This window comes from Roseovarius gahaiensis (assembly GCF_011601345.1).
Taxonomy (GTDB): Bacteria; Pseudomonadota; Alphaproteobacteria; order Rhodobacterales; family Rhodobacteraceae; genus Roseovarius; species Roseovarius gahaiensis.
In genome coordinates this window covers 152469-175513 of the sequence record NZ_JAAORB010000004.1, presented here as the reverse complement: position 1 = coordinate 175513, position 23045 = coordinate 152469, and the positions used below count along the sequence as shown (strand labels likewise).

The 23045-nt window shown below is 60.3% G+C and carries 22 protein-coding genes, 1 tRNA gene and 1 pseudogene; 14 read left to right on the top strand and 10 right to left on the bottom strand.

The window, feature by feature from the left end:
- Position 1 precedes the first annotated feature (1 nt).
- The 6 genes from HAT86_RS04405 to pdxR form a co-directional block, all read right to left on the bottom strand.
- Complete coding sequence (locus HAT86_RS04405) at positions 2-763, bottom strand: 4Fe-4S dicluster domain-containing protein (RefSeq protein ID WP_167193786.1); 762 nt, start codon at positions 761-763, stop codon at positions 2-4.
- A complete protein-coding gene (locus tag HAT86_RS04400; RefSeq protein WP_167193784.1) occupies positions 760-909 on the bottom strand; it encodes a hypothetical protein in 150 nt (49 codons plus the stop codon). The genes HAT86_RS04405 and HAT86_RS04400 overlap by 4 nt, the downstream gene beginning before the upstream one ends.
- A complete protein-coding gene (locus HAT86_RS04395) occupies positions 906-3734 on the bottom strand; it encodes a molybdopterin oxidoreductase family protein (protein WP_167193782.1) in 2829 nt (942 codons plus the stop codon). Before HAT86_RS04395 ends, HAT86_RS04400 begins: the two co-directional genes overlap by 4 nt.
- A 178-nt stretch (positions 3735-3912) precedes the next feature.
- Positions 3913-5079: an acetate/propionate family kinase gene (locus HAT86_RS04390; protein WP_167193780.1), complete on the bottom strand. Its 1167-nt coding sequence runs from the start codon at positions 5077-5079 to the stop codon at positions 3913-3915.
- A 4-nt stretch (positions 5080-5083) separates the two neighbouring features.
- On the bottom strand, positions 5084-6859 hold the full coding sequence (xsc, locus tag HAT86_RS04385) for a sulfoacetaldehyde acetyltransferase (RefSeq protein WP_167193778.1): 1776 nt from the start codon (positions 6857-6859) through the stop codon (positions 5084-5086).
- A gap of 111 nt (positions 6860-6970) precedes the next feature.
- Positions 6971-8434, bottom strand: coding sequence for a MocR-like pyridoxine biosynthesis transcription factor PdxR (gene pdxR / locus HAT86_RS04380; protein ID WP_167193776.1), 1464 nt, complete (start codon positions 8432-8434; stop codon positions 6971-6973).
- A gap of 116 nt (positions 8435-8550) precedes the next feature.
- On the opposite strand from pdxR, the gene HAT86_RS04375 reads away from it, so the two are divergent.
- The 3 genes from HAT86_RS04375 to HAT86_RS04365 all read left to right on the top strand — a co-directional run bounded on the left by HAT86_RS04375 (position 8551) and on the right by HAT86_RS04365 (position 10814).
- Entirely contained in the window at positions 8551-8898 is a 348-nt protein-coding gene (locus tag HAT86_RS04375) for an antibiotic biosynthesis monooxygenase family protein (protein WP_167193774.1), read from the top strand.
- A 74-nt stretch (positions 8899-8972) separates the two neighbouring features.
- Positions 8973-9049: transfer RNA gene (locus tag HAT86_RS04370), tRNA-Arg, on the top strand.
- Between the two features lie 256 nt (positions 9050-9305).
- Positions 9306-10814 carry a fused MFS/spermidine synthase gene (locus tag HAT86_RS04365; RefSeq protein WP_196780507.1) on the top strand — a complete coding sequence of 503 codons (1509 nt, stop codon included), beginning with the start codon at positions 9306-9308 and terminating at the stop codon, positions 10812-10814.
- Positions 10815-11176: 362 nt separating this feature from the next.
- On the opposite strand, the gene HAT86_RS04360 is transcribed toward HAT86_RS04365, so the two are convergent.
- The gene (locus HAT86_RS04360) at positions 11177-11359 is read right to left on the bottom strand and encodes a hypothetical protein (RefSeq protein WP_167193772.1); all 183 of its coding nucleotides are present in this window, start codon (positions 11357-11359) and stop codon (positions 11177-11179) included.
- A gap of 47 nt (positions 11360-11406) precedes the next feature.
- Here HAT86_RS04360 and HAT86_RS04355 point away from each other — a divergent pair, with 47 nt between their 5' ends.
- The 11 genes and pseudogenes from HAT86_RS04355 to HAT86_RS04305 form a co-directional block, all read left to right on the top strand.
- Positions 11407-12168, top strand: a complete 762-nt coding sequence (locus tag HAT86_RS04355; RefSeq protein WP_167193770.1) for a DeoR/GlpR family DNA-binding transcription regulator — start codon at positions 11407-11409, stop codon at positions 12166-12168.
- On the top strand, positions 12165-13277 hold the full coding sequence (locus HAT86_RS04350; protein WP_167193768.1) for an ABC transporter ATP-binding protein: 1113 nt from the start codon (positions 12165-12167) through the stop codon (positions 13275-13277). The genes HAT86_RS04355 and HAT86_RS04350 overlap by 4 nt, the downstream gene beginning before the upstream one ends.
- Complete coding sequence (locus HAT86_RS04345; protein ID WP_167193766.1) at positions 13274-14536, top strand: ABC transporter substrate-binding protein; 1263 nt, start codon at positions 13274-13276, stop codon at positions 14534-14536. The genes HAT86_RS04350 and HAT86_RS04345 overlap by 4 nt, the downstream gene beginning before the upstream one ends.
- A gap of 63 nt (positions 14537-14599) precedes the next feature.
- Positions 14600-15493: a carbohydrate ABC transporter permease gene (locus HAT86_RS04340; protein ID WP_167193764.1), complete on the top strand. Its 894-nt coding sequence runs from the start codon at positions 14600-14602 to the stop codon at positions 15491-15493.
- The gene (locus HAT86_RS04335; protein ID WP_167193762.1) at positions 15490-16290 is read left to right on the top strand and encodes a carbohydrate ABC transporter permease; all 801 of its coding nucleotides are present in this window, start codon (positions 15490-15492) and stop codon (positions 16288-16290) included. The genes HAT86_RS04340 and HAT86_RS04335 overlap by 4 nt, the downstream gene beginning before the upstream one ends.
- A gap of 7 nt (positions 16291-16297) precedes the next feature.
- Entirely contained in the window at positions 16298-17080 is a 783-nt protein-coding gene (locus tag HAT86_RS04330; protein ID WP_167193760.1) for a phosphodiesterase, read from the top strand.
- A 281-nt stretch (positions 17081-17361) separates the two neighbouring features.
- Positions 17362-18669 carry a sn-glycerol-3-phosphate ABC transporter substrate-binding protein UgpB gene (ugpB, locus tag HAT86_RS04325; protein WP_167193758.1) on the top strand — a complete coding sequence of 436 codons (1308 nt, stop codon included), beginning with the start codon at positions 17362-17364 and terminating at the stop codon, positions 18667-18669.
- Positions 18670-18737: 68 nt separating this feature from the next.
- Entirely contained in the window at positions 18738-19622 is an 885-nt protein-coding gene (ugpA, locus tag HAT86_RS04320) for a sn-glycerol-3-phosphate ABC transporter permease UgpA (RefSeq protein WP_167193756.1), read from the top strand.
- Positions 19622-20470, top strand: coding sequence for a sn-glycerol-3-phosphate ABC transporter permease UgpE (gene ugpE / locus HAT86_RS04315; protein ID WP_167193754.1), 849 nt, complete (start codon positions 19622-19624; stop codon positions 20468-20470). Before ugpA ends, ugpE begins: the two co-directional genes overlap by 1 nt.
- Before the next feature lie 3 nt (positions 20471-20473).
- Entirely contained in the window at positions 20474-21508 is a 1035-nt protein-coding gene (locus HAT86_RS04310) for an ABC transporter ATP-binding protein (RefSeq protein ID WP_167193752.1), read from the top strand.
- A 246-nt stretch (positions 21509-21754) separates the two neighbouring features.
- Positions 21755-21932: pseudogene (locus HAT86_RS04305) on the top strand (IS3 family transposase); the annotation flags it as partial.
- Between the two features lie 6 nt (positions 21933-21938).
- Here the strand turns inward: HAT86_RS04305 and HAT86_RS04300 are convergent.
- The 3 genes from HAT86_RS04300 to HAT86_RS04290 are packed head-to-tail and all read right to left on the bottom strand — an operon-like array spanning position 21939 to position 22945.
- Positions 21939-22304, bottom strand: coding sequence for a cupin domain-containing protein (locus HAT86_RS04300; RefSeq protein WP_167193750.1), 366 nt, complete (start codon positions 22302-22304; stop codon positions 21939-21941).
- A gap of 44 nt (positions 22305-22348) precedes the next feature.
- The gene (locus HAT86_RS04295) at positions 22349-22750 is read right to left on the bottom strand and encodes a group I truncated hemoglobin (protein WP_167193748.1); all 402 of its coding nucleotides are present in this window, start codon (positions 22748-22750) and stop codon (positions 22349-22351) included.
- A gap of 33 nt (positions 22751-22783) precedes the next feature.
- Complete coding sequence (locus HAT86_RS04290) at positions 22784-22945, bottom strand: tautomerase family protein (RefSeq protein WP_231125808.1); 162 nt, start codon at positions 22943-22945, stop codon at positions 22784-22786.
- Between the last annotated feature and the right edge of the window lie 100 nt (positions 22946-23045).

Sequence of the window (23045 nt, the reverse complement as noted above, 5' to 3'; positions counted from 1 at the left end):
CTCAGAGTTTCTCCAGTGCCTTGTCGAGCCAGCCGATAAAGCCTTTCGCCTCTTGCGCAATGGGCTTGAGCATGGGCGGTGTCGCGGTGCCATCCTGTGTCGGGGCCGTGTTCATCTGGTCCTTGGGCCGGGGCGGCAGGTATTTGTTGACGGGTTTGGTGCCTTGTTCCGGCATCAGATCCATGCCGCCACGTTCGGCCACCAATTGGCTGACATCGCTATCAGGATCGCCCAGATCGCCAAAGTGGCGCGCGCCTGCGGGGCAGGTGCGCACGCAGGCCGGTTCGCGGTCTTCTTCGGGCAGGTTTTCGTTATAGATCCGGTCCACGCAAAGGGTGCATTTCTTCATCACCCCTTCGGCAAGGTCCATTTCCCGCGCGCCATAAGGGCAGGCCCACGCACATAGCCCGCACCCGATGCAGTCGGTCTCGTTCACCAAAACGATCCCGTCCTCGGTGCGTTTGTAGCTGGCCCCGGTCGGGCAGACGGTGACACAGGGGGCATCCTCGCAATGCAGACAGGATTTGGGGAAATGGATCAACTGCGCGGCACCTTGGTCGGGCTGCACCTCGTAGCTATGAACGCGGTTCAAAAACGTGCCGGTGGGGTCGGCGCCATACGGGTCTTGGTCAGACAGCGGGGCACCGTAGTTTTCGGTATTCCAGCCCTTGCAGCTGATGACGCAGGCATGACAGCCGACGCAGGTATCAAGGTCGATCACAAGGCCAAGCTTGCGGTCGGTCTTGTCGGGAAGCGTTGTCATGATGTGCGCTCCTCATTGGGTTGGGGGCCGGTCGTTACGGATTGTTCCTTGGTGTTGTCCCATGTCAGGATGAACCAGATGAACGAGCCAAGCGTCAACGCGACAAAGGCCAGTATTGCCAGCAAGGTCATGGTTTTTCCGTTCATTCGCTCACCTTCCATTCAAGGTGATCGGGGCCTTCGCCTACGGGGGATTTGATCGGGGCAAAGTCCGGTTGCGCCTCGTCCGGGGGCGTGACCTTTTCGATCTTCACTCGCAGGTCGAACCACGCGGCTTGCCCGGTGACCGGATCGGAATTGGCCCACCGCAGCCCGTCGCCCTTGGGGGGGAGCAATTCGTGGATCAGGTGGTTCAGCAAAAAGCCCTTGGTCGCCTCGGGCGCGTCCTTGTCCAGCGCCCAAGCGCCTTTGCGCTTGCCGATGGCGTTCCATGTCCAAACGGTGTTTTCATTCAGCGCCGCCATATGCGCCACCGGCACGGTGATGTCCCCATGGGCCGAGGTGACGCGCGCCCAATCGCCTTCGGCAAAGCCCTTCGCGTCCCACAGTTTCGTGGGCAAATATAACGGATTGTGCCCGTGAATTTGCCGTAACCACGCGTTTTGACTGCCCCAGCTGTGATACATCGCCATGGGCCGTTGGGTCAGCGCATGAATGCTGAATTCGTCAGTATCCGTTCCGGAATCTTCGAACGGCGGATACCAGATTGGCAAAGGGTCCAGCGTTTCGCGAATGCGGTCGCGCAGGTGATCGGGCGGTTGCCGGTCGCCATGGCCTTCGGCGGCCAGTTGGAACCGGCGCAGGGGCTCGACGTAAAGGTCAAAGATATAATGCTGCGGGCTGTCGAAAATCCCAAGGTTCACAGCCCAGTCCTGATAGGCCGTGTTCCACGGTTTGTAATACCGGGCCGCGTCGGGCAGGTGTTCAACAAAAAACCCACCGTTTTCGATATAGTGATCCAGTTGCTCTGCATTCGGGCCGCCGCGCCCATGGGTCAGGCCGTTTTCACCCGTGCGCCAACCAGCCAAGGGCCCGATGCCCGGCTTGCGTTCGTGGTTGGTGATGTAGTCAGCGTAGTCGGCGTATTTCTGGCTGCCATCGGCGTTCACAAAGCCCGGCAAGTTCAGCCGCGCACCCAATTCGCACAGCACCGATTGAAAGCCGCGCACGTCGCGATCAGGTTCTATCACTGGCCAGCGAATGGCATCGGCGGCGGCATCAGCCTCGCAAATCGGGCGATCCAGCAGGCTGATGCAATCGTGCCGTTCCAGATAGGTGGTATCGGGCAGGATCAGGTCGGCATAGGCCACCATTTCCGAGCTATAGGCATCCGAATAGATGATGCGCGGGATCACGTAATCGCCGTTTTCATCCGTGTCGGTCAGCATGTCGATCACGCCACGCGTGTTCATCGAGGAATTCCACGCCATGTTGGCCATGTACATGAACAGCGTGTCGATCTTGTAGGGGTCGCCCGCATGGGCGTTCGAGATCACCATATGCATCAACCCATGGGCTGACATCGGGTTGTCCCAAGTGAACGCCTTGTCGATCCGGGCCGGGTTGCCCTCCTCGTCAAGCGCCAGATCGTCCGGACCCTGCACAAATCCCAGATGCGGGCCGTCCAGCGGCTTGCCGGGCGTGACTTTGCAATGCGGTTTGGGGTGGGCGCTGACCGGTTTGGGGTAGGGTGGTTTGAAGCGAAAGCCGCCCGGCACCTCGACCGATCCCAGCAGGATTTGCAGCATGTGCAGCGCGCGGCAGGTCTGAAAGCCGTTGGAATGGGCCGAAATCCCGCGCATGGCGTGAAAGGCCACGGGGCGGCCTTTCATCACCTTATGCGTCTCGCCCCGGAAATCCGTCCATTCCTGATCCAGCACGATTTCCTCGTCAAAGGCGACGCGGGCCAATTCAGTGGCGATGGCGCGGATTTTGTCGGCGCTGATGCCGCATTGGTCGGCCACCGCTTCGGGCGCGTATTGTGGATCAAGATAGCGCTCGGCGATCAGATGCATCACCGGCTTGTGCGTCACGCCCGCATGGCGGTGGCTGGCGGCCAGATCGGGCCGCACGCCGGGCTGGTCAAAAGGCGCCAGTTGGCCGGTGTTCCGGTCGATCACCAGCGTCTTGCCGTCGGCGTCGCGCATCAACAGGCCATGCTCGGATGAGGTCGGGTCCATGTTCACCAACACCGGCGCGTTGGTGTAGCGCGCCAGATAATCCAGGTCGATCCGGCCCGATTTCAGCAATTCATGCACCAGCGACAAAATGAACAAACCATCGGTGCCAGGTGTGATCCCGACCCATTCATCGGCCACCGCATTATAGCCCGACCGGATCGGATTGACCCCGATCACCTTGGCACCGCGTTCCTTGAGCTTGCCGATGCCCATCTTGATCGGGTTGCTGTCGTGGTCCTCGGCGACGCCGAAAATCATGAACAGTTTGGTATGGTCCCAGTCGGGCTGCCCAAACTCCCAAAACGCGCCGCCCATCGTATAAATGCCCGCCGCCGCCATATTGACCGAGCAGAAGCCACCATGCGCCGCATAGTTGGGCGTGCCGAAATTTTGCGCCCAATAGCTGGTAAAGCTTTGCGATTGGTCGCGGCCCGTGAAAAAGGCCAGCTTTTCAGGATGGTCCGCACGGATCGGGGCCAGCCAGCCGGTGGCGATCTGCAAGGCTTCGTCCCAGCTGATTTCCTCGAACTCGCCCGACCCGCGCGGGCCGACCCGTTTCAGCGGCGCGCGCAAACGCGACGGCGCATTGTGCTGCATGATCCCGGCACTGCCCTTGGCGCACAGAACGCCGCGGTTCACCGGGTGGTCGCGGTTGCCTTCGATATAGGCGACCTTGCCGTTTTTCATGTGAACATTGATACCGCAGCGGCAGGCGCACATGTAACAGGTGGTTTTTCGGACCTCGTCAGACACTTCCGGTGAGGTGTCGATTTTTGGCTGCTGATGGCTCATCAAAACTCCTGCGGTTTATCGGGCTGAACGGTAGGACAGAAACCTATGGCGTGCGACAATTTTCTGATTGCTTCGTATTTCCTGAAATTTTGTCCCGAGAAAGCCGAAGAAAGCGTTCGGGCCAGCGATGACACCGGCAGCTTGGCCATACCCGCAACCTAAGCTCTGAAATCGGCGATCATCCATCAGCCCCGTCCAGCAGTTGCTGGGCATCTGCGGCGATCATTCGTTCTTCTTGGGCGGGCACGATCCATGCGGTCAGGTTTGACCCCTTGGCGTGCAGGGCCGTTTGTCCCGCGTCATTCGCGGCGGTGTCATACGCCAGCCCAAGCCACGCCAGCCCGTCCATGATCGCGGCGCGAATCGGGGCGGCGTTTTCGCCGATGCCGCCCGTGAATGCGATGGCATCGCATCCCTGCATCGTGGCAATCAGCGCACCCCCGTGGCCAACCGCGCTATGACAGAAATGCGCAACTGCAAAGCGGCTTTCGGGGGTCTTGCTGTCCAACAAGGCCCGCATGTCTGAAAGCCCCCCGGACAAGCCGTGCAGCCCGCTTTGGTGGTTCAACACCTTGGTCGTCGCCTCGATCCCCGTCTGCTGTGCAAGGCGCAGCACCGCATTGGCATCTATATCACCGCTGCGGGTGCCCATCGTCATGCCTTCGACCGGGGAGTAGCCCATCGTCGTGGCCACGGATTGGCCATTGTTAATGGCGCAGGCCGAAACACCGTTGCCCAGATGGAAGGCCAGAACCCGGCGCGGCAGCGGCTGCCCCGACACCTCGGGCAACAGCCGCACCAACGAGGCGTAGGAAATACCGTGGAACCCATAGCGCCTTATGCCTTGGGCCGTAACATCAGACGGAACCGCGTAATGGGTTTCGACCGCTGGCATGCTGGCGTGAAAGCCCGTGTCGAAACTGGCAAATTGCGGCAGGTCCGGGGCTAGCCGTGCCAGTGCATCAATCGCCGACAGGTTATGCGGGTTGTGCAGCGGGGCCAGCGGAATGCAATCGGTTATCTGTTGGTGCACCTCTGGCGTGACCTTGGCCGGGGCCGTTAGGTCGGTGCCGCCATGCACCACCCGGTGCGCCGCAGCGCGAAAGCTGGTGATCGGCAGGTCGTGTGCATCCAAGGCTTCGATCACCGCGCTCAGCGCGCTGTCATGGTCGGGCAGCTCCGCTTTGCGCGTCTGATCGCCGACACGGATTTGCGCGGCACCGCCGATACCATCGGCGATGCCGGTCAACCGTGCCTCTGATCCGTCGCCAAACACCGCGAATTTGATCGAGGATGACCCGGCATTCACAACCAGTATGGGCGCAGTCTTGCCGGGGCGTTGCATGGCATCAAACCTTTTGTGGGCGCATGTCCGCCGGGTCAATCCCGGCGACGGCAATAGGTTTTTTCATCGCGTCCCGGCGGAACGGCTCGCCCAGTTCTTGATTGATCAACGCTTCGATCAACGTGGTCTTGCCCTGTTCCATCTGGTCCTTGACGGCCGTGTTCAGCGCATCGGTCAACTCGTCCATGGTGCGGGCAACAACCCCCTTCAGGCCGCAGGCGTTGGCAATTCCGGCATAGCTTACATCATCGTCCAGTTCGGTGCCGATAAAATTGTCGTCATACCACAGAGTCGAATTGCGCTTTTCCGCGCCCCATTGATAGTTGCGGAACACCACCATGGTGATCGCGGGCCATTCGCTGCGCCCGATGGCGGTCAGCTCGGTGACGGCGATGCCAAAAGCACCATCACCGGCAAAACCCACAACTGGTGTGTCCGGGCAGCCGATCTTGGCGCCGACAATCGCGGGCAATCCATATCCACAGGGGCCGAAAAGCCCCGGCGCCAGGTATTTGCGGCCCACCTCGAAGGATGGGTAGGCGTTGCCGATTGCACAATTGTTGCCGATATCCGAGGTAATGATCGCGTCGCGCGGCAACGCGCTTTGGATGGCGCGCCATGCCATGCGGGGGCTCATCCAGTCGGGTTTGTCGGCGCGGGCGCGCTCGTTCCATGTGGTGCCGGGGTCATCGTCTTCGTGGTCCATGCTGCTTAGCTGTTGGGCCCATGCCGATTTGGTTTTGGAAATCAGCGCGCGCCGCTCTTCGCGCCCGGCATCGCCTGCGGTCTCAGACAGTTTGGACAGGATCGACCGGGCCACCTTGCCGGCATCGCCGACAATGCCCACGCTGACCTTTTTCGTCAGCCCGATCCGGTCGGGGTTGATATCGACCTGAATGATCTGGGCGTCTTTCGGCCAATAGTCGACGCCATAGCCCGGCAGGGTCGAAAACGGATTGAGCCGGGTGCCAAGGCAGAGCACGACATCGGCCTGCGCGATCAGCTCCATCCCCGCTTTTGAGCCATTGTAGCCCAAAGGCCCGGCAAATAGCGGATGCGAACCGGGGAAGGCATCATTGTGTTGATACCCCACGCAAACCGGGGCCTCCAGACGCTCGGCCAAGGCCATGCTGTCGGGAATCGCACCGGCCAGCACCACGCCCGCGCCGTTAAGGATCACCGGAAACTTGGCGTTGGACAGCAAATCAGCGGCTTGCCCAAGCGCGTCCTCACCGCCGCTGGGGCGCTCGAATTCGACGATGGCGGGCAGATCAATATCGATCACCTGCGTCCAGTAATCGCGCGGCATGTTGATCTGGGCCGGGGCGCTGGCGCGATGCGCGTTCTGGATCACGCGGTTCAGAACCTCTGCGACGCGGCTGGGGTCGCGCACCTCTTCCTGATAGGCGACCATGTCGTTGAACAGGGCCATTTGTTCAACCTCTTGGAACCCGCCCTGACCAATGGTTTTGTTCGCCGCCTGCGGCGTGACCAGCAACAGCGGGGTATGGTTCCAATAGGCGGTTTTGACGGCGGTCACGAAATTGGTGATGCCGGGGCCGTTTTGGGCAATCATCATGCTCATCTTGCCGGTGGCGCGGGTATAGCCATCGGCCATCATCCCGCCCGACCCTTCATGCGCGCAATCCCAGAACGTGATCCCGGCCTGCGGAAACAAATCCGAGATCGGCATGAACGCCGAGCCGATAATGCCAAAGGCGTGTTCGATGCCATGCATCTGAAGGGTTTTCACAAAGGCTTCTTCAACGGTCATCTTCATCGGGGCGCGCTCCTGAGGCGTGAAATAAGGGGCAGTGGTGTCCAGCGCGAAATTATGCGGCAGTCGAAAATCTAAGTAGGGCCAAAACCTGTGCCATCGTATAGCCAGTTGTCATGCGCAACGGCGCAACTCTTCGGCCAGAATCGCAATGCCTTCAGGGATCCGGGCCGACGGGATCGAGGAATAGGCCAGACGGTAGTAATTGCTTGGAGCCTCGGGGCCTTGAAAAAACGAATGTCCGGGTTCGATCAGAACCGACCGGGCGCGCAGGCGCTGATCCAGATCTTTCGTGTCCACGCCGTCTGGTGCGCGCATCCAGATGGAAGAGCCACCAAAAACCCCGCGGCCTTCGATGTTCAGCCCTTCATCGGCAAGCGCCTGTTCCATCACCTGCCGCCGCCGGGCGAAAACAGTGCCCATGCGCCGGATCAGGCTGTCATAATGCCCAAGCGACAGGAAATAAGCGGCGGTGCGCTGAATATGGCCTGGCGGGTGCCGCAGCACGCTGGCGCGCAGCGCCCGACATTCGCGGATAAACGGCCGCGGCCCAACCAGATACCCCAGTCGAAGCCCCGGAAAGATAGATTTGGAAAAGCTGCCCACATAGATCACCCGCCCGTCCCGATCCAAGGATTTCAACGCGGGCGAGGGCGCGCGCAGGAACGAGATTTCGAATTCGTAATCATCTTCGACAATCAAGGCGTCCATCTGGTGCGCTTTGTCCAACAGGGCTTTGCGGCGCTTTAGCGGCATCGTGGCGTTCGTCGGCGATTGATGGCTTGGCGTGGTGAATATAACATCGGCATGGTCTGGCAAAGTATCAGGGTTCAACCCATCCCTGTCGACCTCGACCGGGGCCACATGACACCGCGATTGGGTCAGTATATCGCGGAGCGCGTGGTAGCAAGGCTCTTCGATGGCTGCGGTGCGTCTTTGGGTCAGCAAAACCTGCGCCGTCAGCCAAAGCGCGTTTTGCGCCCCCATCGTCACAAGGATTTCATCGGGCTGCGCCAGAATGCCCCGACGCGGCAGGGTATGCCGGGCGATGAATTCGATCAGCAGCGGATCGTCTTTGTCGTAGTAATCGGTTGTCAGCGCCTGAAAATCCTTTTGCCCAAGCGCCTGCATCGCGCAATGGCGCCAATTGGCATGGTCAAACAGGGTTGGGTCGGTTTGCCCGTAGATGAACGGGTAGCGATAGCTTGCCCAATCTTGGGGCTTTTCCGGCGTATGCCCATCGGTAAACCGGCGGCCGATTGCGCGGCCCCAGTCGATCACGTCGTTGCCCGAGGGTTTGGCATCGAACTGCGGCGGTTCCGGCGCGTTTTGAGAGACGAAATAGCCCGATCTGTCGCGCGCCTCCAGATAATCGCTTGCCTGAAGCTCGGTATAAGCCAGCGTGACGGTGATCCGGCTGACCCCCAGATGCTGCGCCAGACGGCGTGAACTGGGCAGCTTTTCGCCCTTGCGAAACCGTCCGGACAGGATACCACGGGCGATCATCTGCTGAATTTGCGCCTGAAGCGTGCCTTCTGCATCCGGATCAAGGAAAAAGGTTTCAATCGAAATCGCCATGCCAGCACGATAGTCTGGACTTATCGGCGTGGCAATCTGGTCTGGAGGTTGCGGCTCTTGGCTTGCGTTTCGGGTTTTGCTTCGAAATGCTACGGAAACACAAACGGGAGGCCACCATGATCGCGATCATTTTCGAAATTGAACCCGCCGAGGGGCAAACCGAGTCGTATCTGGATATGGCCGCCGAGATGAAAGCGCTGGTGGAAGGGGTCGAGGGGTTTATCAGTGTTGAGCGGTTTCAAAGCCTGACGACCCCGGGCAAGCTGCTCTCCCTCAGTTTCTGGGAGGACGAGGCCGCCGTTGAACGTTGGCGCAACCTGGAAGGCCATCGCCGCGCCCAAAAGGCCGGGCGCGCGCGGATGTTCGATGATTACCGGTTGCGGGTGGTCAGCGTTATCCGTGACTATGGCAAACATGATCGCGCCCAAGCCCCCGACGATAGCCGCGCGGCGCATGGGCTATAGCGAAAGCATTTCGAACCGAGCCTGAGATTTGCCTTTGATCTTGGCCGATCCGGACGGTAAACGAAACCCCAAGCGGTCCCGTAGCTCAACTGGATAGAGCAGCTGACTTCTAATCAGCAGGTTCGGGGTTCGAGTCCTCGCGGGATCGCCATTTTATATTATTGCAGCCTCTGCGTGCTTTGAAGCCATTCGCTGCGAGGGCAATATCTGGTGCCAGATGGGCTCACCGATCACGAATAGGTTGCCGAAGCTCATATCGTTTCTTCTATTCCTCCTGACCTGCCCACTGCGGGCTTCTCTGTCGTGGAGAGAGTCTGCAGGATGACACTATGTCAATCTGAAAGTCGGCAAAAAGCCTGTCGCTTCCTCTTTTCAAGACAGGTATGGTTTCCCGGAAATGCCGGCTGATGCATGGGGTCACGCACGGTCAGGACCGCTCAGATGCCCCTCAAAACGACAAGGAGGGTACCATCCGCTTTTCAGTCACCATCGCCCTCATCCTCGTGCTGTCCGCGGTGGGGCTGACCTACGAGATTGCTGCAGGCCGCGTGCTCGCGCCCTTCTTCGGCACTTCGTTGCTGACCTGGACGACCGTGATTGCGACGGTTCTGGGCGGGTTTTCCTTGGGCAGCGCGCTTGGCGGGATCGTGGCGGAACAGCCGCGCGCGATCGCCTTGCGCAATGTCCGCAACGCGCTTGTCGCGACAGCGGTTCTCATGGCCGTGTCGCCGACGTTGCTCGGCGTGCTGTATGTCTGGGGCGCGCGCGGCACGGGTGGTATGATGATCAGCGTGTTGCTCGTGTTCTTTCCGGCGTCTGTCTGTGTGACGCTGCCCTCGCCCTTGCTTGCGAAACTCGCAATCGAGGCGCGGCCGGGCCGGGAGGGATCGTCGCTGGGTTTCGTGCTGGCCTCAGGGTCCATCGGGGCCATTTTCGGGGCCATCCTCGCCGGGTTCGTGACCTTGCCCCTGATCGGCTCGACCGCGACCTTTGCCGCCTGCGGCGCCGTCGCCTTGCTTTGCCTGCCCTTCGTGCGCAGCGGCGCGCCGGGCAATCCCGGTGCGACCATCGCGGCGGCCGGTTTTGTCGCCTTTGCAGGCCTGGCCGGATCCCCGGCCTGTCAATACGAATCAGGTCTATCTTGCTTGCATGTCGTTGAGCGCGGCCCAGAGGTGCGCCTCGTTTCGGACGGCACAGTGCAAGCAGCCGAGCGGGTCACGCCGGTAGAGGTTGACGAGGGCACGGTCGAGCTTGTCCTGAGCTATACCGAGTGGCTCTGGGCGCGCATGGATCGCGATCTGGAGCCGGATGCATCGGTCCTTTTTGTCGGCGGCGGCGGTTACACGTTGCCAACAAAGCTTCTTGCGTCAAAGCCAGAGGCACAGGCGGTGGCCGTCGAGATCGACCCTTTGGTGACGAAAGTGGTGCGCGCGCACATGCCAAGTGCGGCGGAAATGATCGCGCAGACCAGTTATCACGTGTCCGAAGATAAAGCTGCCGATGGTCGGCTCGGCATCGTGCATGCCGACGGGCGGGTCTTCCTGAACCAAACCGATCAACGCTTCGACGCCGCCGTGATGGATGCTTTCTCTTCGGGCTCGGTCCCGGCGCATCTGGTCACGCGTGAGACCTTCGCCCGCCTGCGGGAGATCGTCGATGGCCCGGTCTATGTGAACCTTCTGGATACGCCCGACGGCCCCCTGGCGCGCGGCGTCCATGCCATCCTGCGCGAACTTTATCAGAACGTTGAGGCTGTTCAGGGCCGTGTGAACGCGCGGGGCCGAACCAATATCCTCTTTGCGGCATCCCCCCGACCGCTTGAGTCTCTGGACAGTTTATCTAACGGCTACGGCCCCGCACTAATCTCCGACGCTCGCGCCTTCACCGATGATCGCGGCTGGATAGGGCATCGGTAAATCTGACGCGCTACCCGGTGTCTTCGGCCTAAACCGGCCGTTCATCCACCCGAGGTCATCCCGCACTGCGGCCCGTGAGACCGAACTTTTGCTGCGCCCGCAAGGTCCAGTGATCAGCGGGTTCACAGTCGACGGACAATGTGTGACTTCGCTGCATCCCTGCATCCCTGCATCCCTGCGACACGCCGTGGGCCGACCAGCAGTCGTTTCACAATAGCCTATTCCACAGAGCACTCTGATGGGCGAGCTTGGGTTCGCTGCCTCGATTGCCGCCGCATTTGGCCTGTCGAGTAACGCTGCCTCCCCAAAAGACCATCGGCAGACCTCATCGTCGATATTTGCAGCGCAAGGCAAATGGAGCGTTAAATAGTGTCAGACTGGCCGCCGAGCGCCATGTCGGTGGTTGTCCTTTTAGCGCATTGCGCACCGCTGGAGGGCAGCGCGCTGTCTTTTGAAATGGTTTTCCGCCATAGGCCGGCTTGGACCACGACACAACTGCCCCACCAAATTCGACAAAAAAATGCTTTGATGAGCACGCGTTTCATCAAGGTGTCATCCTTTGTGCTCATTAGAGCATAAAAGGGGCTGTTGAATGAACAGAAGATCAGAGATTCTCGAAACGGCACAGTCGCGCGGGCGCGTCATGGTAGACGAGCTGGCAGCGGCCCTGCACGTCTCGGCCCATACGGTCCGCCGTGATATCAACGCGCTGTGCGCGCAGGGTAAATTGCGGCGCCTACACGGCGGGGCCGAATTCATCGAGGGCAGTTCGAATTTGCCCTACTCCGCGCGCACCTCGCTGAATGTGGCCGCCAAGCAGAGGATCGCGGCCCATGTCGCGGGGCTGATCCCCGATGGTGCAACGCTGTTTTTCTCGATTGGCACAACCCCGGCGGTGGTCGCCGCCGCGCTGGCCGCGCGTGAGGGACTGACCGTGATCACCAACAATTTGAACGCAGCAATGGCCCTGTCCGAGGCGCCCGGTGCACGGATTGTCATCCCCGGTGGGGAATTGCGCCTGCCGGACCGGGATATTCTGGGGTCGCTGGCCCAAGAGCTTTTCGGGGCCTACCGCGCGGATTTCGCCATTTACGGTGCCGCCGGGATCGACAACGACGGCTCCCTGCTGGATTTCCACGCACCCGAGGTGCGCATCCGCCGCCAAGCACAGGAAAACGCCCGGCACTCCATTTTCGTCGCGGACAGTTCGAAATTCGGTCGCCGCGCCCCGGCGGTCGGCGGTCATCTTGACGAGGCCGACCTTATCGTGACCGAGACCAACCCCGGTGCGCCTTTTGCGACCTTGCTGGAGTCGCTTGGCGATCGGTTGATCATCGCAGGAGAGAATACATGAGCTTTCTGACACTTGAAGGTCTCACGCGGCAATGGAGCGGACAAGGCGGCGTTCGCGATATAAGTCTTGGCCTGCAGCAAGGCGCTTTCCTGTCGATCCTTGGCCCCTCGGGTTGCGGCAAATCCACGATGCTGCGCCTGATTGCGGGGCTAGAGCAGCCACAAGCGGGGCGCATCAGAATTGATGGGCGCGACGTGACGGCCCTGCCGGCCGCACAGCGCAACCTGTCGATGGTGTTCCAATCTTACGCGCTATTTCCGCATCTCAGGGTGGCTGAAAACGTGATCTTCGGGCTCAAGGTGCGGCGCGTCACCCGCGCGGACCGGGAGCGGCGTCTGGCTGAAGTGCTTGCCATGACCGGACTGGAGGGGCTGGAGCGGCGCAAACCGTCCGAACTGTCGGGCGGGCAAAGGCAGCGCGTGGCACTGGCCCGTGCGGCGGTGGCCGAGCGGCCGCTGTGTTTGATGGACGAGCCGCTGTCGAACCTTGACGCCAAGTTGCGCCACTCGGTGCGTCGCGACATCCGGACACTGGCGCGCAAGTTGGCACTGACGGTCGTCTACGTGACCCACGATCAGGGCGAAGCGATGAGCCTGTCGGACAAGGTCGTGCTGATGCGGGATGGTCATATTGAACAGATTGGCACGCCTTCTGATCTTTACGCGCGACCGGCCACCATCTTTGCCGCGCAATTCATCGGCGACCCGCCTATGTCGCTGATCGACGCGGCCGCGCTTGGCCAAGAGGGTGCTTATACCATCGGGATGCGTCCCGAAGCCGTTTCACTTGTGCCAGCCGGCCAAGGCGATCTTGACGCGCGGATCGACGATTTCGAGTATCTGGGCGGTGAAACCCGTCTGGCACTCAGGCATCCGGCGGCGGACGGGCTCGCCGCGATCTTGCCCGGCCCCGCCCCGTTCGAACCCGGCCAAACGGTCGGTGTGGTTATCCCCAAAGAAAATCGGCTCCTTTTCGACTCCGTCACCGGAAGCCTGAAAAAGGAGCCGCAGCAGAATCCAAAGGCGCGCATTCGTCAAAATCCCGCGCCCGAGGATGGCCATAGGCCCCTTACTCCAACCCAAACAGTCAAAGAGGACCTCTTGAAATGACCCGTATCACTGCTGTGTCCGCCATATTGGCGGCCTCCACCGCGCTCGTCAATCCAGCCATGGCCGAGACCGAACTGACCATGTATTACCCCATCGCCGTCGGCGGCGCGCTGACCGATGTGGTTGATGGGATCGTCGCCGAGTTCGAAGCGCAAAACCCTGACATCAGCGTCAACGCGATCTACGCTGGCAACTATGACGACACGCGTATCAAATCGCTGGCCGCACTCAATTCCGGCGAGCCTGCACAGCTTGCGGTAATTGCTGCGATTGATGCCTATGATCTGATCGAGCAAGATCTGGTCGTGCCCTTCGAGGACATGATCAAGACTGATGCTGAAAAAGCTTGGCTAAACGGCTTTTATCCGGCGCTGATGGCCAACAGCAAAATCGAAGACAAGACGTGGGGCGTGCCGTTCCAGCGGTCCACCGTCGTGGCGTATTACAACAAGGACATGTTCCGCGAGGCGGGCCTTGATCCGGAAACCGCACCAACCACATGGGACGAATTGGTGTCGATGGGCAAAGCCCTGACCAACGACGACCACCATGGCCTTATGATCCCCTCGACGGGCTATCCCTACTGGATGTTCCAGGCGCTGGCGATCCAGAACGGTCAAGAACTGATGGCGAATGACGGGCTGACCACCTATTTCGACGCGCCCGACTCTGTCGCGGCGCTTGAATTCTGGAAATCGCTGTCGACCGAACATGGCATCATGCCCGAAGGCACCGTGGAATGGGGCACGCTGCGCCAAGCCTTCCTTGAGGGTGAGACCGCCATGATGTGGCATTCCACCGGCAACCTGACGGCGGTCAAGGACAATGCCGAGTTCGATTTCGGTGTCGCCATGCTGCCGGGCCAGGAACGTCTGGGCTCGCCCACCGGCGGTGGCAATTTCTACCTGTTCAAAGACTCGACCGACGAGGAAAAGCAAGCTGCGCTTGAACTGATCAAGTTCATGACCGCGCCCGAGCAAGCTGCGAAGTGGTCCATCGCCACCGGCTATATGGGCGTGTCGCCCGCCGCCTACGAAACCGAAGCGCTCAAGACCTACACGGCTGATTTCCCACCGGCCCTTGTGGCACGCGATCAGCTTGAACACGCGGTTGCCGAATTCTCGACCTTCGAGACGGCGCGCGTGCGCGACGGTCTGAACGCCGCAATCCAATCGGCACTGACCGGCGACAAAAGCCCGCAAGAGGCGCTGGCCGAGGCGCAAGCCACTGCCGAGCGTCAACTGCGCGCCTACAAGTAAGCCCAAGCTATGACCCTTTACCGGGCCGGTTGATCAATCCGGCCCGGCCCTATGGAGACCCACATGACCGACGCATTCACCTTTGAGCGCCGCCGCCGCGCGCTGCATGGCTGGCTATTGTTGTCGCCCGCGCTCATCATGCTGACGGCGTTTGCCTTTTACCCGTCGCTGGCCACCATGGTGACCTCGCTCTGGTCGCGCGGCACCCGCCGCAACCCGGCCGAATTTGTGGGGCTGGACAATTACCGCTACCTTTTCGACGATCCGACCTTCTGGCAGGTGGCAAGCAACAACCTTCTCTATGCTTTGGTCACAATCCCGGCGTCCATGGCGCTGGCGCTTGTCATGGCGCTTTGGGCCAATTCGAAAATTCCGGCGCGCAGCTTTATACGCACTGCCTATTTTACGCCCACCGTGCTGCCAATGATCGCGGCGGCGAACCTTTGGCTGTTTTTCTACACGCCCAGTTTCGGCATCCTCAACCAGATCGGGGCGCTCTTTGGGGCCGAGCCGGTCAACTGGCTTGGTCAACCCGAAACCGCGCTTTGGGCGATCTGCGTGGTGACGATCTGGAAAGAGGCGGGGTTTTTCATGATTTTCTATCTCGCCGCGCTGCAAACCATCCCACCCGATTTGAAAGAAGCCGCCGAGATCGAAGGCGCAAGCCGCTGGACCTACGCGCGCCGTATTCTACTGCCGCTCTTGATGCCGACCACGCTGTTCATCCTCGTCAATGCGATGATCAATTCGGTCAAGCTGATCGACCACCTGTTCATCCTCACCAAGGGCGGGCCATCCGACAGCTCAAAGCTGATCCTCTACTACATCTGGGAGAACGCGTTTGCCTATTTCGACAGGCCATCAGCCGCGGCGATGACTGTGCTGGTACTGGCCCTGATGGGGGCATTGGCGGCTTTTCAGTTCCTCGTGCTTGACCGGCGGGTGCATTACAGATGATCCGTTATATCGAACCCGCCGCCGCAGTCCTGCTGGCCCTTTTGTGGATTTCGCCGCTGGTCTTCGCATTCTGGGCCGCGTTCCATGATGTCAGCGACGCGGTGAATTTCCGCCTGACCGCGCCGCTGACGCTTGAAAACTTCCGCACCGCTTGGGCTGGTGCGCCGTGGCTGCGGTATTTCCTCAACACCTTCATGCTGGTCTCGCTGATCCTTGCAGGGCAGTTCCTGCTTTGCACGCTGGCCGGTTATGCCTTTGCACAGACAGAATTTCGCGGGCGCGACGTGCTGTTCATTCTCGTGCTGATGCAGCTTTTCATCCTGCCTGAGGTGTTGATCGTCGAAAACTATCAGGTCGCCGCCTCCTTAGGGCTGCTTGACAGCATTATGGGCATCGGCGCGCCCTATATGGCCTCGGCCTTTGGCATATTCCTGATGCGGCAGGCGTTCAAATCCGTGCCCAAGGATCTGGACGAGGCGGCACGCGTCGAAGGTTGCGGCACATTGGGCGTGCTCTGGCGGGTCTATGTGCCCGCTGCGCGCCCCACCTATCTGGCCTATGCGCTGGTCTCGGTGGCATCGCACTGGAACAACTTCCTTTGGCCGCTAATCGTGACCAATTCGCCCTCAACCCGCCCGCTGACCGTGGGCCTGTCGCTGTTTGGCGCGCCCGAGAACGGGGTCGATATATCGGTGATCTCGGCAGCCACGGTCATGGTGATCGCGCCGCTCTTGATCGGCTTTTTGATATTCCAGCGTCAATTCGTTCAGGCCTTCCTGACCGCTGGTGTGAAATGAGGACAGTATGACCCGCATCCTGCACATCTCGGATCTGCACATCATGCCCGAAGGGCAACTGTTCCACGGCACGATCGACACCGCCACAGCGCTGCAAGACATGCTGTCCGGGCTGGCACGCCTATTACCCGCCATCGGCCCGGTGGAGCGGCTGGTGATTTCGGGCGACCTGACGGAAACCGGATGCGACGGTGCCTATGATCACCTGCGCGCAATTATGGCCACGGCACCGCTGCCTTGGCGTGCCATTCCAGGCAATCATGATAATCGCGAAACCATGCGGGCCTTTGCCGCGCAGGAGGGCTGGATGCCCGATAAAGGGCCGATCAACTGGCGCGAGGATCTGGACGATGTCACCACCCTGGGCCTTGATACGCTGGTTGAAGGGGCAGCCCACGGTGAGGTGAGCGACCAGACACTGGAGTGGCTTGCGGCCACGCTGCGCGATCTGGCAGGCCGTCCGCTGCTTGTCTTCATGCACCACCCGCCTTTTGCAACCGGCATCTCTGCCATGGACGCCATCGGCCTCACCCCCAATCCACGCCTTGAGGCCGTTTTGCATGACCATGACGGCCCTGTGCAGATTGCCTGCGGGCATGTTCACCGCATGATCACGGGTCAGTTTGCCGGACGCCAAGTCACGATTGCTCCGGGCACGTCACATGCAGTTGGTCTTAATCTTCAAACCCAAACTGGGGTTCATTTCGTGCCGGGTCATTGCGGCGCAGTTCTGCACGATGTTGGGCACAGCTGCCAAACTTTACATATTTCATCTGACGATTTGCGGTAACCGGACGCTCCATCCAGCGCAATGCGCTCCCCCCAGAATACCGCGCTGAGGCCGTGCCGGATTTGTTCCGTGCTGGCTTTCTTTGACGTGAGCCTAAGCCAGTCGCCGTCGTGTTCAATGTCATTAAACTGAATCATATACATAAAAAATCGTCACATATCAGAAATATAGTCCGCCACATATGATTAATATCGCGTGCGTGTCGGCCCACGAATGGGCCGAAGACCTTCTTTCATGGCGCTTCCTTGACGGGTGCGTCCAAATTTCTGTCGGAGACACTGATGAAAAAGCACCTCCTCGCTACGGTCGCCACTTTGGCTGTGAGCGCCGCCGCCGGACAGGCGCAGGATCGCACGGAAATCCAGTTTTGGCACGCCATGGGTGGCCAGCTGGGCGAGCGCACAGACGCCTTCGCCACCACCTTCAACGAGCAGCAGGACAGCTGCACCGTCAACTCGGTTTACCAAGGCGACTACACCGAGACGATGACCGCAGCAATCGCGGCATTCCGCGCCGGCGAACAGCCCAACATCGTGCAGGTCTTCGAAGTTGGCACCGCAACCATGATGGCTGCCGAGGGCGCGATCTACCCCGTGCATCAGTTGATGGAAGATCAGGGTCTGGCCTTCGACGAAAGCAGCTACATCCCTGCCGTGATCTCCTACTACTCTGACACGGACGGCAACATGCTGTCTCTGCCCTACAACTCGTCCACCCCTGTGATGTGGGTCAATGTCACCTTGTTTGAAGAGAACGACATCGAGATCCCGACGACCTGGGACGAAACCATCGACGCCGCCCGCGCCCTCAAAGCCGCTGGTGTCGCCTCTCCGTTGGGCTTTGGCTGGCAATCCTGGACCATGATCGAGAACTTCTCGGCGTGGCATGACCTGGAGATCGGAACGCTTGAGAACGGCTTTGCCGGCACCGGCACCGAGCTGAAGATCAACAATCCCGCCGTGGTCGGCCACATTGACCGCATCCAAACCATGGCCGAGGAAGGCTTGTTCACGTATGGCGGCCGCCGGGGCGACTCCCGCCCGCAATTCGTGAACGGCGAAGCCGCCATGTGGATCAACTCTTCGGCCTATTTTGGCGGTTTTGAGGCCGACATTCAGGACTTCGAGTTTACCCAAGTTCCGATGCCGATCGACACGTCTGTCCGCGCCGAGCCGCAGAACTCGATCATCGGTGGCGCTACGCTCTGGGCCTTGCAGGGCCATGAGGATGCCGAGTTTGCCTGCACCGCGCAATTCCTCGACTTCCTGTCGGGCACCGAACAGCAGGCCGACTGGGCCCAGGCGACCGGCTATGTGCCGATCACCAACGCCGCTGCCGAGCTGATGGACGAGCGTGGCTTCTTTGCTGATAATCCGGGAACGGACGTGGCCATCAATCAGTTGTCGCTGAACGAGCCGACCTCGAACTCTCGCGGGTTGCGCTTTGGCAACTTTGTGCAGATCCGTGACGTGATCAACGAAGAACTGGAGGCTGTCTGGGCCGGTGACAAGACCGCTCAGGAGGCATTGGACGCCGCTGTGACGCGTGGCAACGCGCTGTTGCGCCGCTTCGAGGCCACCAACTCCTGATCCTCTGGATCTGACTGTCAGGCCGGCCGGGGCATGCTTCGGCCGGTTATTTTTTATCTGGAAATCCCATGCAGAAACGTGTCGTCTTTCGCCACCGTTGGCTGCCCTATCTGCTGCTCGCCCCGCAGATTGCGGTTACGCTGATCTTCTTCATCTGGCCCGCCTATCAGGCGCTGGAAACCTCATTCTTTTTGGAGGATGTGTTCGGTTTCAACCGGACATTTGTCTGGTTTGAGAATTTCACCGCGCTGTTTTCCGATGGCAGCTACTTACGCAGCTTCTGGACGACCCTGATCTTTGGTCTGTCGGTGACGCTATTGTCCATGAGCACGGCTCTGGCGCTGGCTGTGGCGGCCAACCGGGTGTTGCGGGGCAAAATGAGCTACCGGACCTTCTTGATATGGCCCTATGCGGTGGCCCCGGCGCTGGCAGGGGTGCTGTGGTTCTTCATGATGAATCCGTCGCTGGGCATTGTCGCCTATATGCTGGAAAGCACCTTTGGTGTGGATTGGAATCATTACGTCAACGGCCGTCAGGCCCTGTTGATGGTGATCGTCGCCGCCGCGTGGAAACAGATCAGCTATAATTTCTTGTTCTTCCTCGCCGGATTGCAATCAATGCCGAAATCGCTGATCGAGGCGGCAGCCATCGACGGGGCCAGCCCGGCACGCCGCTTTTGGACAATCTGCTTTCCGCTGCTGTCGCCCACCACGTTTTTTCTGCTGGTGGTCAATCTGGTCTACGCATTTTTCGATACCTTCGCGATCATCCATGCCACGACCTCGGGCGGGCCGGCTGATGCGACCGCGATCCTCGTCTACAAGGTCTATTCCACCGGCTTTGTGGGACAGGATTACGGATCGTCGGCCGCACAGTCAGTGATCCTGATGGCGCTTGTGATTGCGATGACCGTCGTTCAATTCCGCTTCGTCGAACGCAAGGTGCAATACTGATGGTCGAAAACCGCCCCCTCGCCACCGTGACAACCCATGTCGTGCTCATCCTTGGCATCGTGTTCTTGTGCTTTCCTGTCTGGGTCGCGCTGGTTGCGTCCACCCATCCGGGCGAGGCGCTGGCACGCTCGCCCATCCCGCTTTGGTTCGGCACTCAGGCGGTCGAGAATTACACCCAGTTGCTGACCGCGGGCGTTCCGGCTGCAGGTGGCGTGCCGCTGGCCACCATGATGTTCAATTCGCTGATCATGGCGCTTGGCATCACACTCGGCAAGATCGCGATCTCGCTGCTGTCAGCCTTTGCCATCGTGTATTTTCGCTTCCCGCTGCGGATGCTGTTTTTCTGGCTGATCTTCATCACCCTGATGCTGCCGGTAGAAGTCCGCATTCTGCCCACTTACGACGTGATCGCCAGCCTTGGCATGCTGAACAGCTATTTCGGTCTGATCATTCCTCTGATCGCCTCCGCCACAGCGACGTTCCTGTTCCGGCAGTTCTTTTTGACCATACCGGACGAACTGGTGGAGGCCGCCCGCATGGATCGGGCCGGTCCGATCCGGTTCTTTTGGGATATATTGCTGCCGCTGTCGCGCACCAATATCGCGGCGCTGTTCATCATACTGTTCATTTACGGTTGGAACCAGTATCTCTGGCCGCTCCTCATTACAACGGATCAAGACCTTTACACTATCGTGATGGGCATCCAGCGGATGGTTAACGTGGGTGAAGGCATCCCGATCTGGCACTACACCATGGGCACGGCGATTCTGGCCATGATCCCGCCTGTTCTCGTGGTGCTGGCAATGCAGCGGCTTTTCGTGAAGGGCCTTGTGGAAAGTGAGAAATAAACCATGGCAGACTTGAAATTGAACGGTGTGGGCAAAACCTATGCGGGCGGCGTGTCTGCCGTGGCCGACGCCACGTTCGAGATCGCGGACGCAGAGTTTATCGTGCTGGTTGGCCCATCTGGCTGCGGCAAGTCCACGATACTGCGCATGATCGCCGGTCTCGAAGAGATCACCGAAGGAGACTTGCAGATCGGCGGCCGGGTGGTCAATGCGGTCGAACCCGGCGACCGTGACATCGCCATGGTGTTCCAGAACTACGCGCTCTACCCGCACATGACGGTGCGCGGGAACATGTCCTACGGCCTACGCAATCAGGGCATGCCGAAGGCAGAAATCGACACGCGGATCGCCGAGGCCGCACGGTTTCTGCAACTGGAGCCTTATCTTGATCGAAAACCCCGCGCCCTGTCCGGGGGCCAGCGCCAGCGGGTGGCAATGGGGCGCGCCATCGTGCGCGAGCCCTCAGTTTTCCTGTTCGACGAACCGCTGTCGAACCTCGACGCCAAGCTGCGCACCCAGTTACGGGCCGAGTTGAAGGATCTGCACAAGCGTCTTGGTGCCACCTTCGTTTACGTGACCCACGACCAGATAGAGGCGATGAGCCTTGCCGATCGCATTGTCATTATGTCAAGCGGCAAGATCGAACAGATCGGCACACCGATGGATCTCTATACGAACCCTGCTAGCACTTTTGTAGCCGAGTTCATCGGCGCCCCGCCCATGAACGTTCTGCAGGCGTCTGGCCAAGCAGCCCGGGAACTTCTTTCACTGGCGCCGGATGCTCCTGCAGATCTTGGCTTTGTCGGAGTCAGGCCGGAATTTCTGAAGGTCGGAGACACAGGGGTGAAGGCGCATGTTACGCTGGTCGAGCCGCTTGGTGCGGAAACGCTCGTGCACCTGGCACTTGGGCCAGACAAGATGATCATGCGCGGCGGGCAAGACCACGTCTTCGAGGCCGGGAGCGAGATCACCCTGACCTTGGCCCCCTCTGATCTGCGCTTCTTCGATCCGAGCGGCCGCCGAATATCTGCCGCCTAAGCCCCAAAATGGGCCTGACGTCCACCGGGCGTCAGGCCCACCGTTCAGCCTCATTGGCGCGAAATAATGAGGCTTTTTAGTATCACCCGCGAAGCCGCAGGGCCTCTCCGTCCATCATAGGCGCGGGGTGGATCTGTCACGGAATTGTTCCGTCCCATCAATGGCGGACAACGGCTCGCTCCTTGAGATGCACTCCCGCCGCGTGATCGGCTGGGCCGTCTCAAACCGCATGAAACGTGACTTGGCGATCCGGTCGCGCAATTTACCAGCACAGTTTTGACCGATGTGCTGCGTGACGCCAAGGTTAATATCTCGGATGGTTGGGCGTGGTCGCTGGATCGACAATCGCATGAGCGCGCGGCTCTGGCGCTCGCTGAAATATGAATACGTCTATCTGAACGCCTTCAAGGTCGGCGTTTCACTAGACGGTTCAGGCATGGCCCCCCGGCGCTTCGAACAGGATCAGTTCGACCCTCTCATCGCCATCGACCCAAGCGTCATGGCCCGGCGGGATCTCGAAGAAATCGCCCTTGGTGATCGGCGTTTCCTGCCCGCTCTCGACCATTCGCACCACCAGCCTGCCCGAGAGGCAATAGCCGGTGTGATGCATCGGGCAGGTATCGGGAGACCCAAGAAGCGGTTTCTCGTCCGCCTCCCAGGTCCAGCCGGGCTCGAACACCGCGTGCATGCCGGTCGAACCTTGCGCTGTCTTGACGATGTCGATGCCGCCCTGCGCCTTCATGTCAAGCCGGTCGTCGGGGTATTCGAAGCGACGGGTTTCGATTTGGGGCGTCATGTTGTGCCTGCCTTTCCGCGGGCCGGCCATTGGGGCTGGTCCGCTTATACGTGGGTGATTTCGGGTTTCAGGGTGTCAAGGATCGCCCCGACCTCGGCGCGGGTGTCCGCGTCGTAGTTCAGGGCCTTCATCGTCTTCAGGATATCGTCGGCGGCGCCGTCGTATTTCGCATCGTCGATCTTCATGCCGCGATGCGCCTCGGTCATGCTGCGACCGGTGTAGGTGCCCGGCCCGCCACTGCCGACGGCGAAGAAGTCGCATGTGTGCTGCTTGATCTCCTCGACCCGCTCGGGGCGGTCGGCGTAGGGCTGAAACCGGTGGCCAATCAAGGGGTTGTCCATATGAGCCGCGACGGCCCCATCGACGATCCGGCGGATGCCCGCGGCGCCGCCAAGGCGTTCGTAGAGCGTCACGGTCCAAAGGTCTTGGGCGAGGGAATGGGGCATGGCTGCTCCTTTCTGGTCTGTCGGTGGGTTTGCTCAGGTGGGTTCGGACTGCGCGGCCCTGACGGCATGGGCCGTCATTGGTTTACCACCGATGGCCCACGCGCCGCTGGGGATTTCCTGCACCCGAACCCATGTCACGCCGCGCAGGGCCTCGCCCTCGATGCCGACCATTGCTTCGGTCACGTCCCGGATCATCCGCTGTTTCTAGTCATCGTCGAAGACCCCTTCGATCAGTTCGATATCGACAAGAGGCATTTTCTTTCTCCCTTGGTTTCAAGTGGTTTGGCGTGTGCCG

Bases quoted from the DNA above. Each gene is read 5' to 3' on its own strand.
- HAT86_RS04405 (WP_167193786.1), bottom strand. From the start codon at position 763: ATGACAACGCTTCCCGACAAGACCGACCGCAAGCTTGGCCTTGTGATC.
- HAT86_RS04400 (WP_167193784.1), bottom strand. From the start codon at position 909: ATGAACGGAAAAACCATGACCTTGCTGGCAATACTGGCCTTTGTCGCG.
- HAT86_RS04395 (WP_167193782.1), bottom strand. From the start codon at position 3,734: ATGAGCCATCAGCAGCCAAAAATCGACACCTCACCGGAAGTGTCTGAC.
- HAT86_RS04390 (WP_167193780.1), bottom strand. From the start codon at position 5,079: ATGCAACGCCCCGGCAAGACTGCGCCCATACTGGTTGTGAATGCCGGG.
- xsc (WP_167193778.1), bottom strand. From the start codon at position 6,859: ATGAAGATGACCGTTGAAGAAGCCTTTGTGAAAACCCTTCAGATGCAT.
- pdxR (WP_167193776.1), bottom strand. From the start codon at position 8,434: ATGGCGATTTCGATTGAAACCTTTTTCCTTGATCCGGATGCAGAAGGC.
- HAT86_RS04375 (WP_167193774.1), top strand. From the start codon at position 8,551: ATGATCGCGATCATTTTCGAAATTGAACCCGCCGAGGGGCAAACCGAG.
- HAT86_RS04365 (WP_196780507.1), top strand. From the start codon at position 9,306: ATGCATGGGGTCACGCACGGTCAGGACCGCTCAGATGCCCCTCAAAAC.
- HAT86_RS04360 (WP_167193772.1), bottom strand. From the start codon at position 11,359: ATGAAACGCGTGCTCATCAAAGCATTTTTTTGTCGAATTTGGTGGGGC.
- HAT86_RS04355 (WP_167193770.1), top strand. From the start codon at position 11,407: ATGAACAGAAGATCAGAGATTCTCGAAACGGCACAGTCGCGCGGGCGC.
- HAT86_RS04350 (WP_167193768.1), top strand. From the start codon at position 12,165: ATGAGCTTTCTGACACTTGAAGGTCTCACGCGGCAATGGAGCGGACAA.
- HAT86_RS04345 (WP_167193766.1), top strand. From the start codon at position 13,274: ATGACCCGTATCACTGCTGTGTCCGCCATATTGGCGGCCTCCACCGCG.
- HAT86_RS04340 (WP_167193764.1), top strand. From the start codon at position 14,600: ATGACCGACGCATTCACCTTTGAGCGCCGCCGCCGCGCGCTGCATGGC.
- HAT86_RS04335 (WP_167193762.1), top strand. From the start codon at position 15,490: ATGATCCGTTATATCGAACCCGCCGCCGCAGTCCTGCTGGCCCTTTTG.
- HAT86_RS04330 (WP_167193760.1), top strand. From the start codon at position 16,298: ATGACCCGCATCCTGCACATCTCGGATCTGCACATCATGCCCGAAGGG.
- ugpB (WP_167193758.1), top strand. From the start codon at position 17,362: ATGAAAAAGCACCTCCTCGCTACGGTCGCCACTTTGGCTGTGAGCGCC.
- ugpA (WP_167193756.1), top strand. From the start codon at position 18,738: ATGCAGAAACGTGTCGTCTTTCGCCACCGTTGGCTGCCCTATCTGCTG.
- ugpE (WP_167193754.1), top strand. From the start codon at position 19,622: ATGGTCGAAAACCGCCCCCTCGCCACCGTGACAACCCATGTCGTGCTC.
- HAT86_RS04310 (WP_167193752.1), top strand. From the start codon at position 20,474: ATGGCAGACTTGAAATTGAACGGTGTGGGCAAAACCTATGCGGGCGGC.
- HAT86_RS04300 (WP_167193750.1), bottom strand. From the start codon at position 22,304: ATGACGCCCCAAATCGAAACCCGTCGCTTCGAATACCCCGACGACCGG.
- HAT86_RS04295 (WP_167193748.1), bottom strand. From the start codon at position 22,750: ATGCCCCATTCCCTCGCCCAAGACCTTTGGACCGTGACGCTCTACGAA.
- HAT86_RS04290 (WP_231125808.1), bottom strand. From the start codon at position 22,945: ATGATCCGGGACGTGACCGAAGCAATGGTCGGCATCGAGGGCGAGGCC.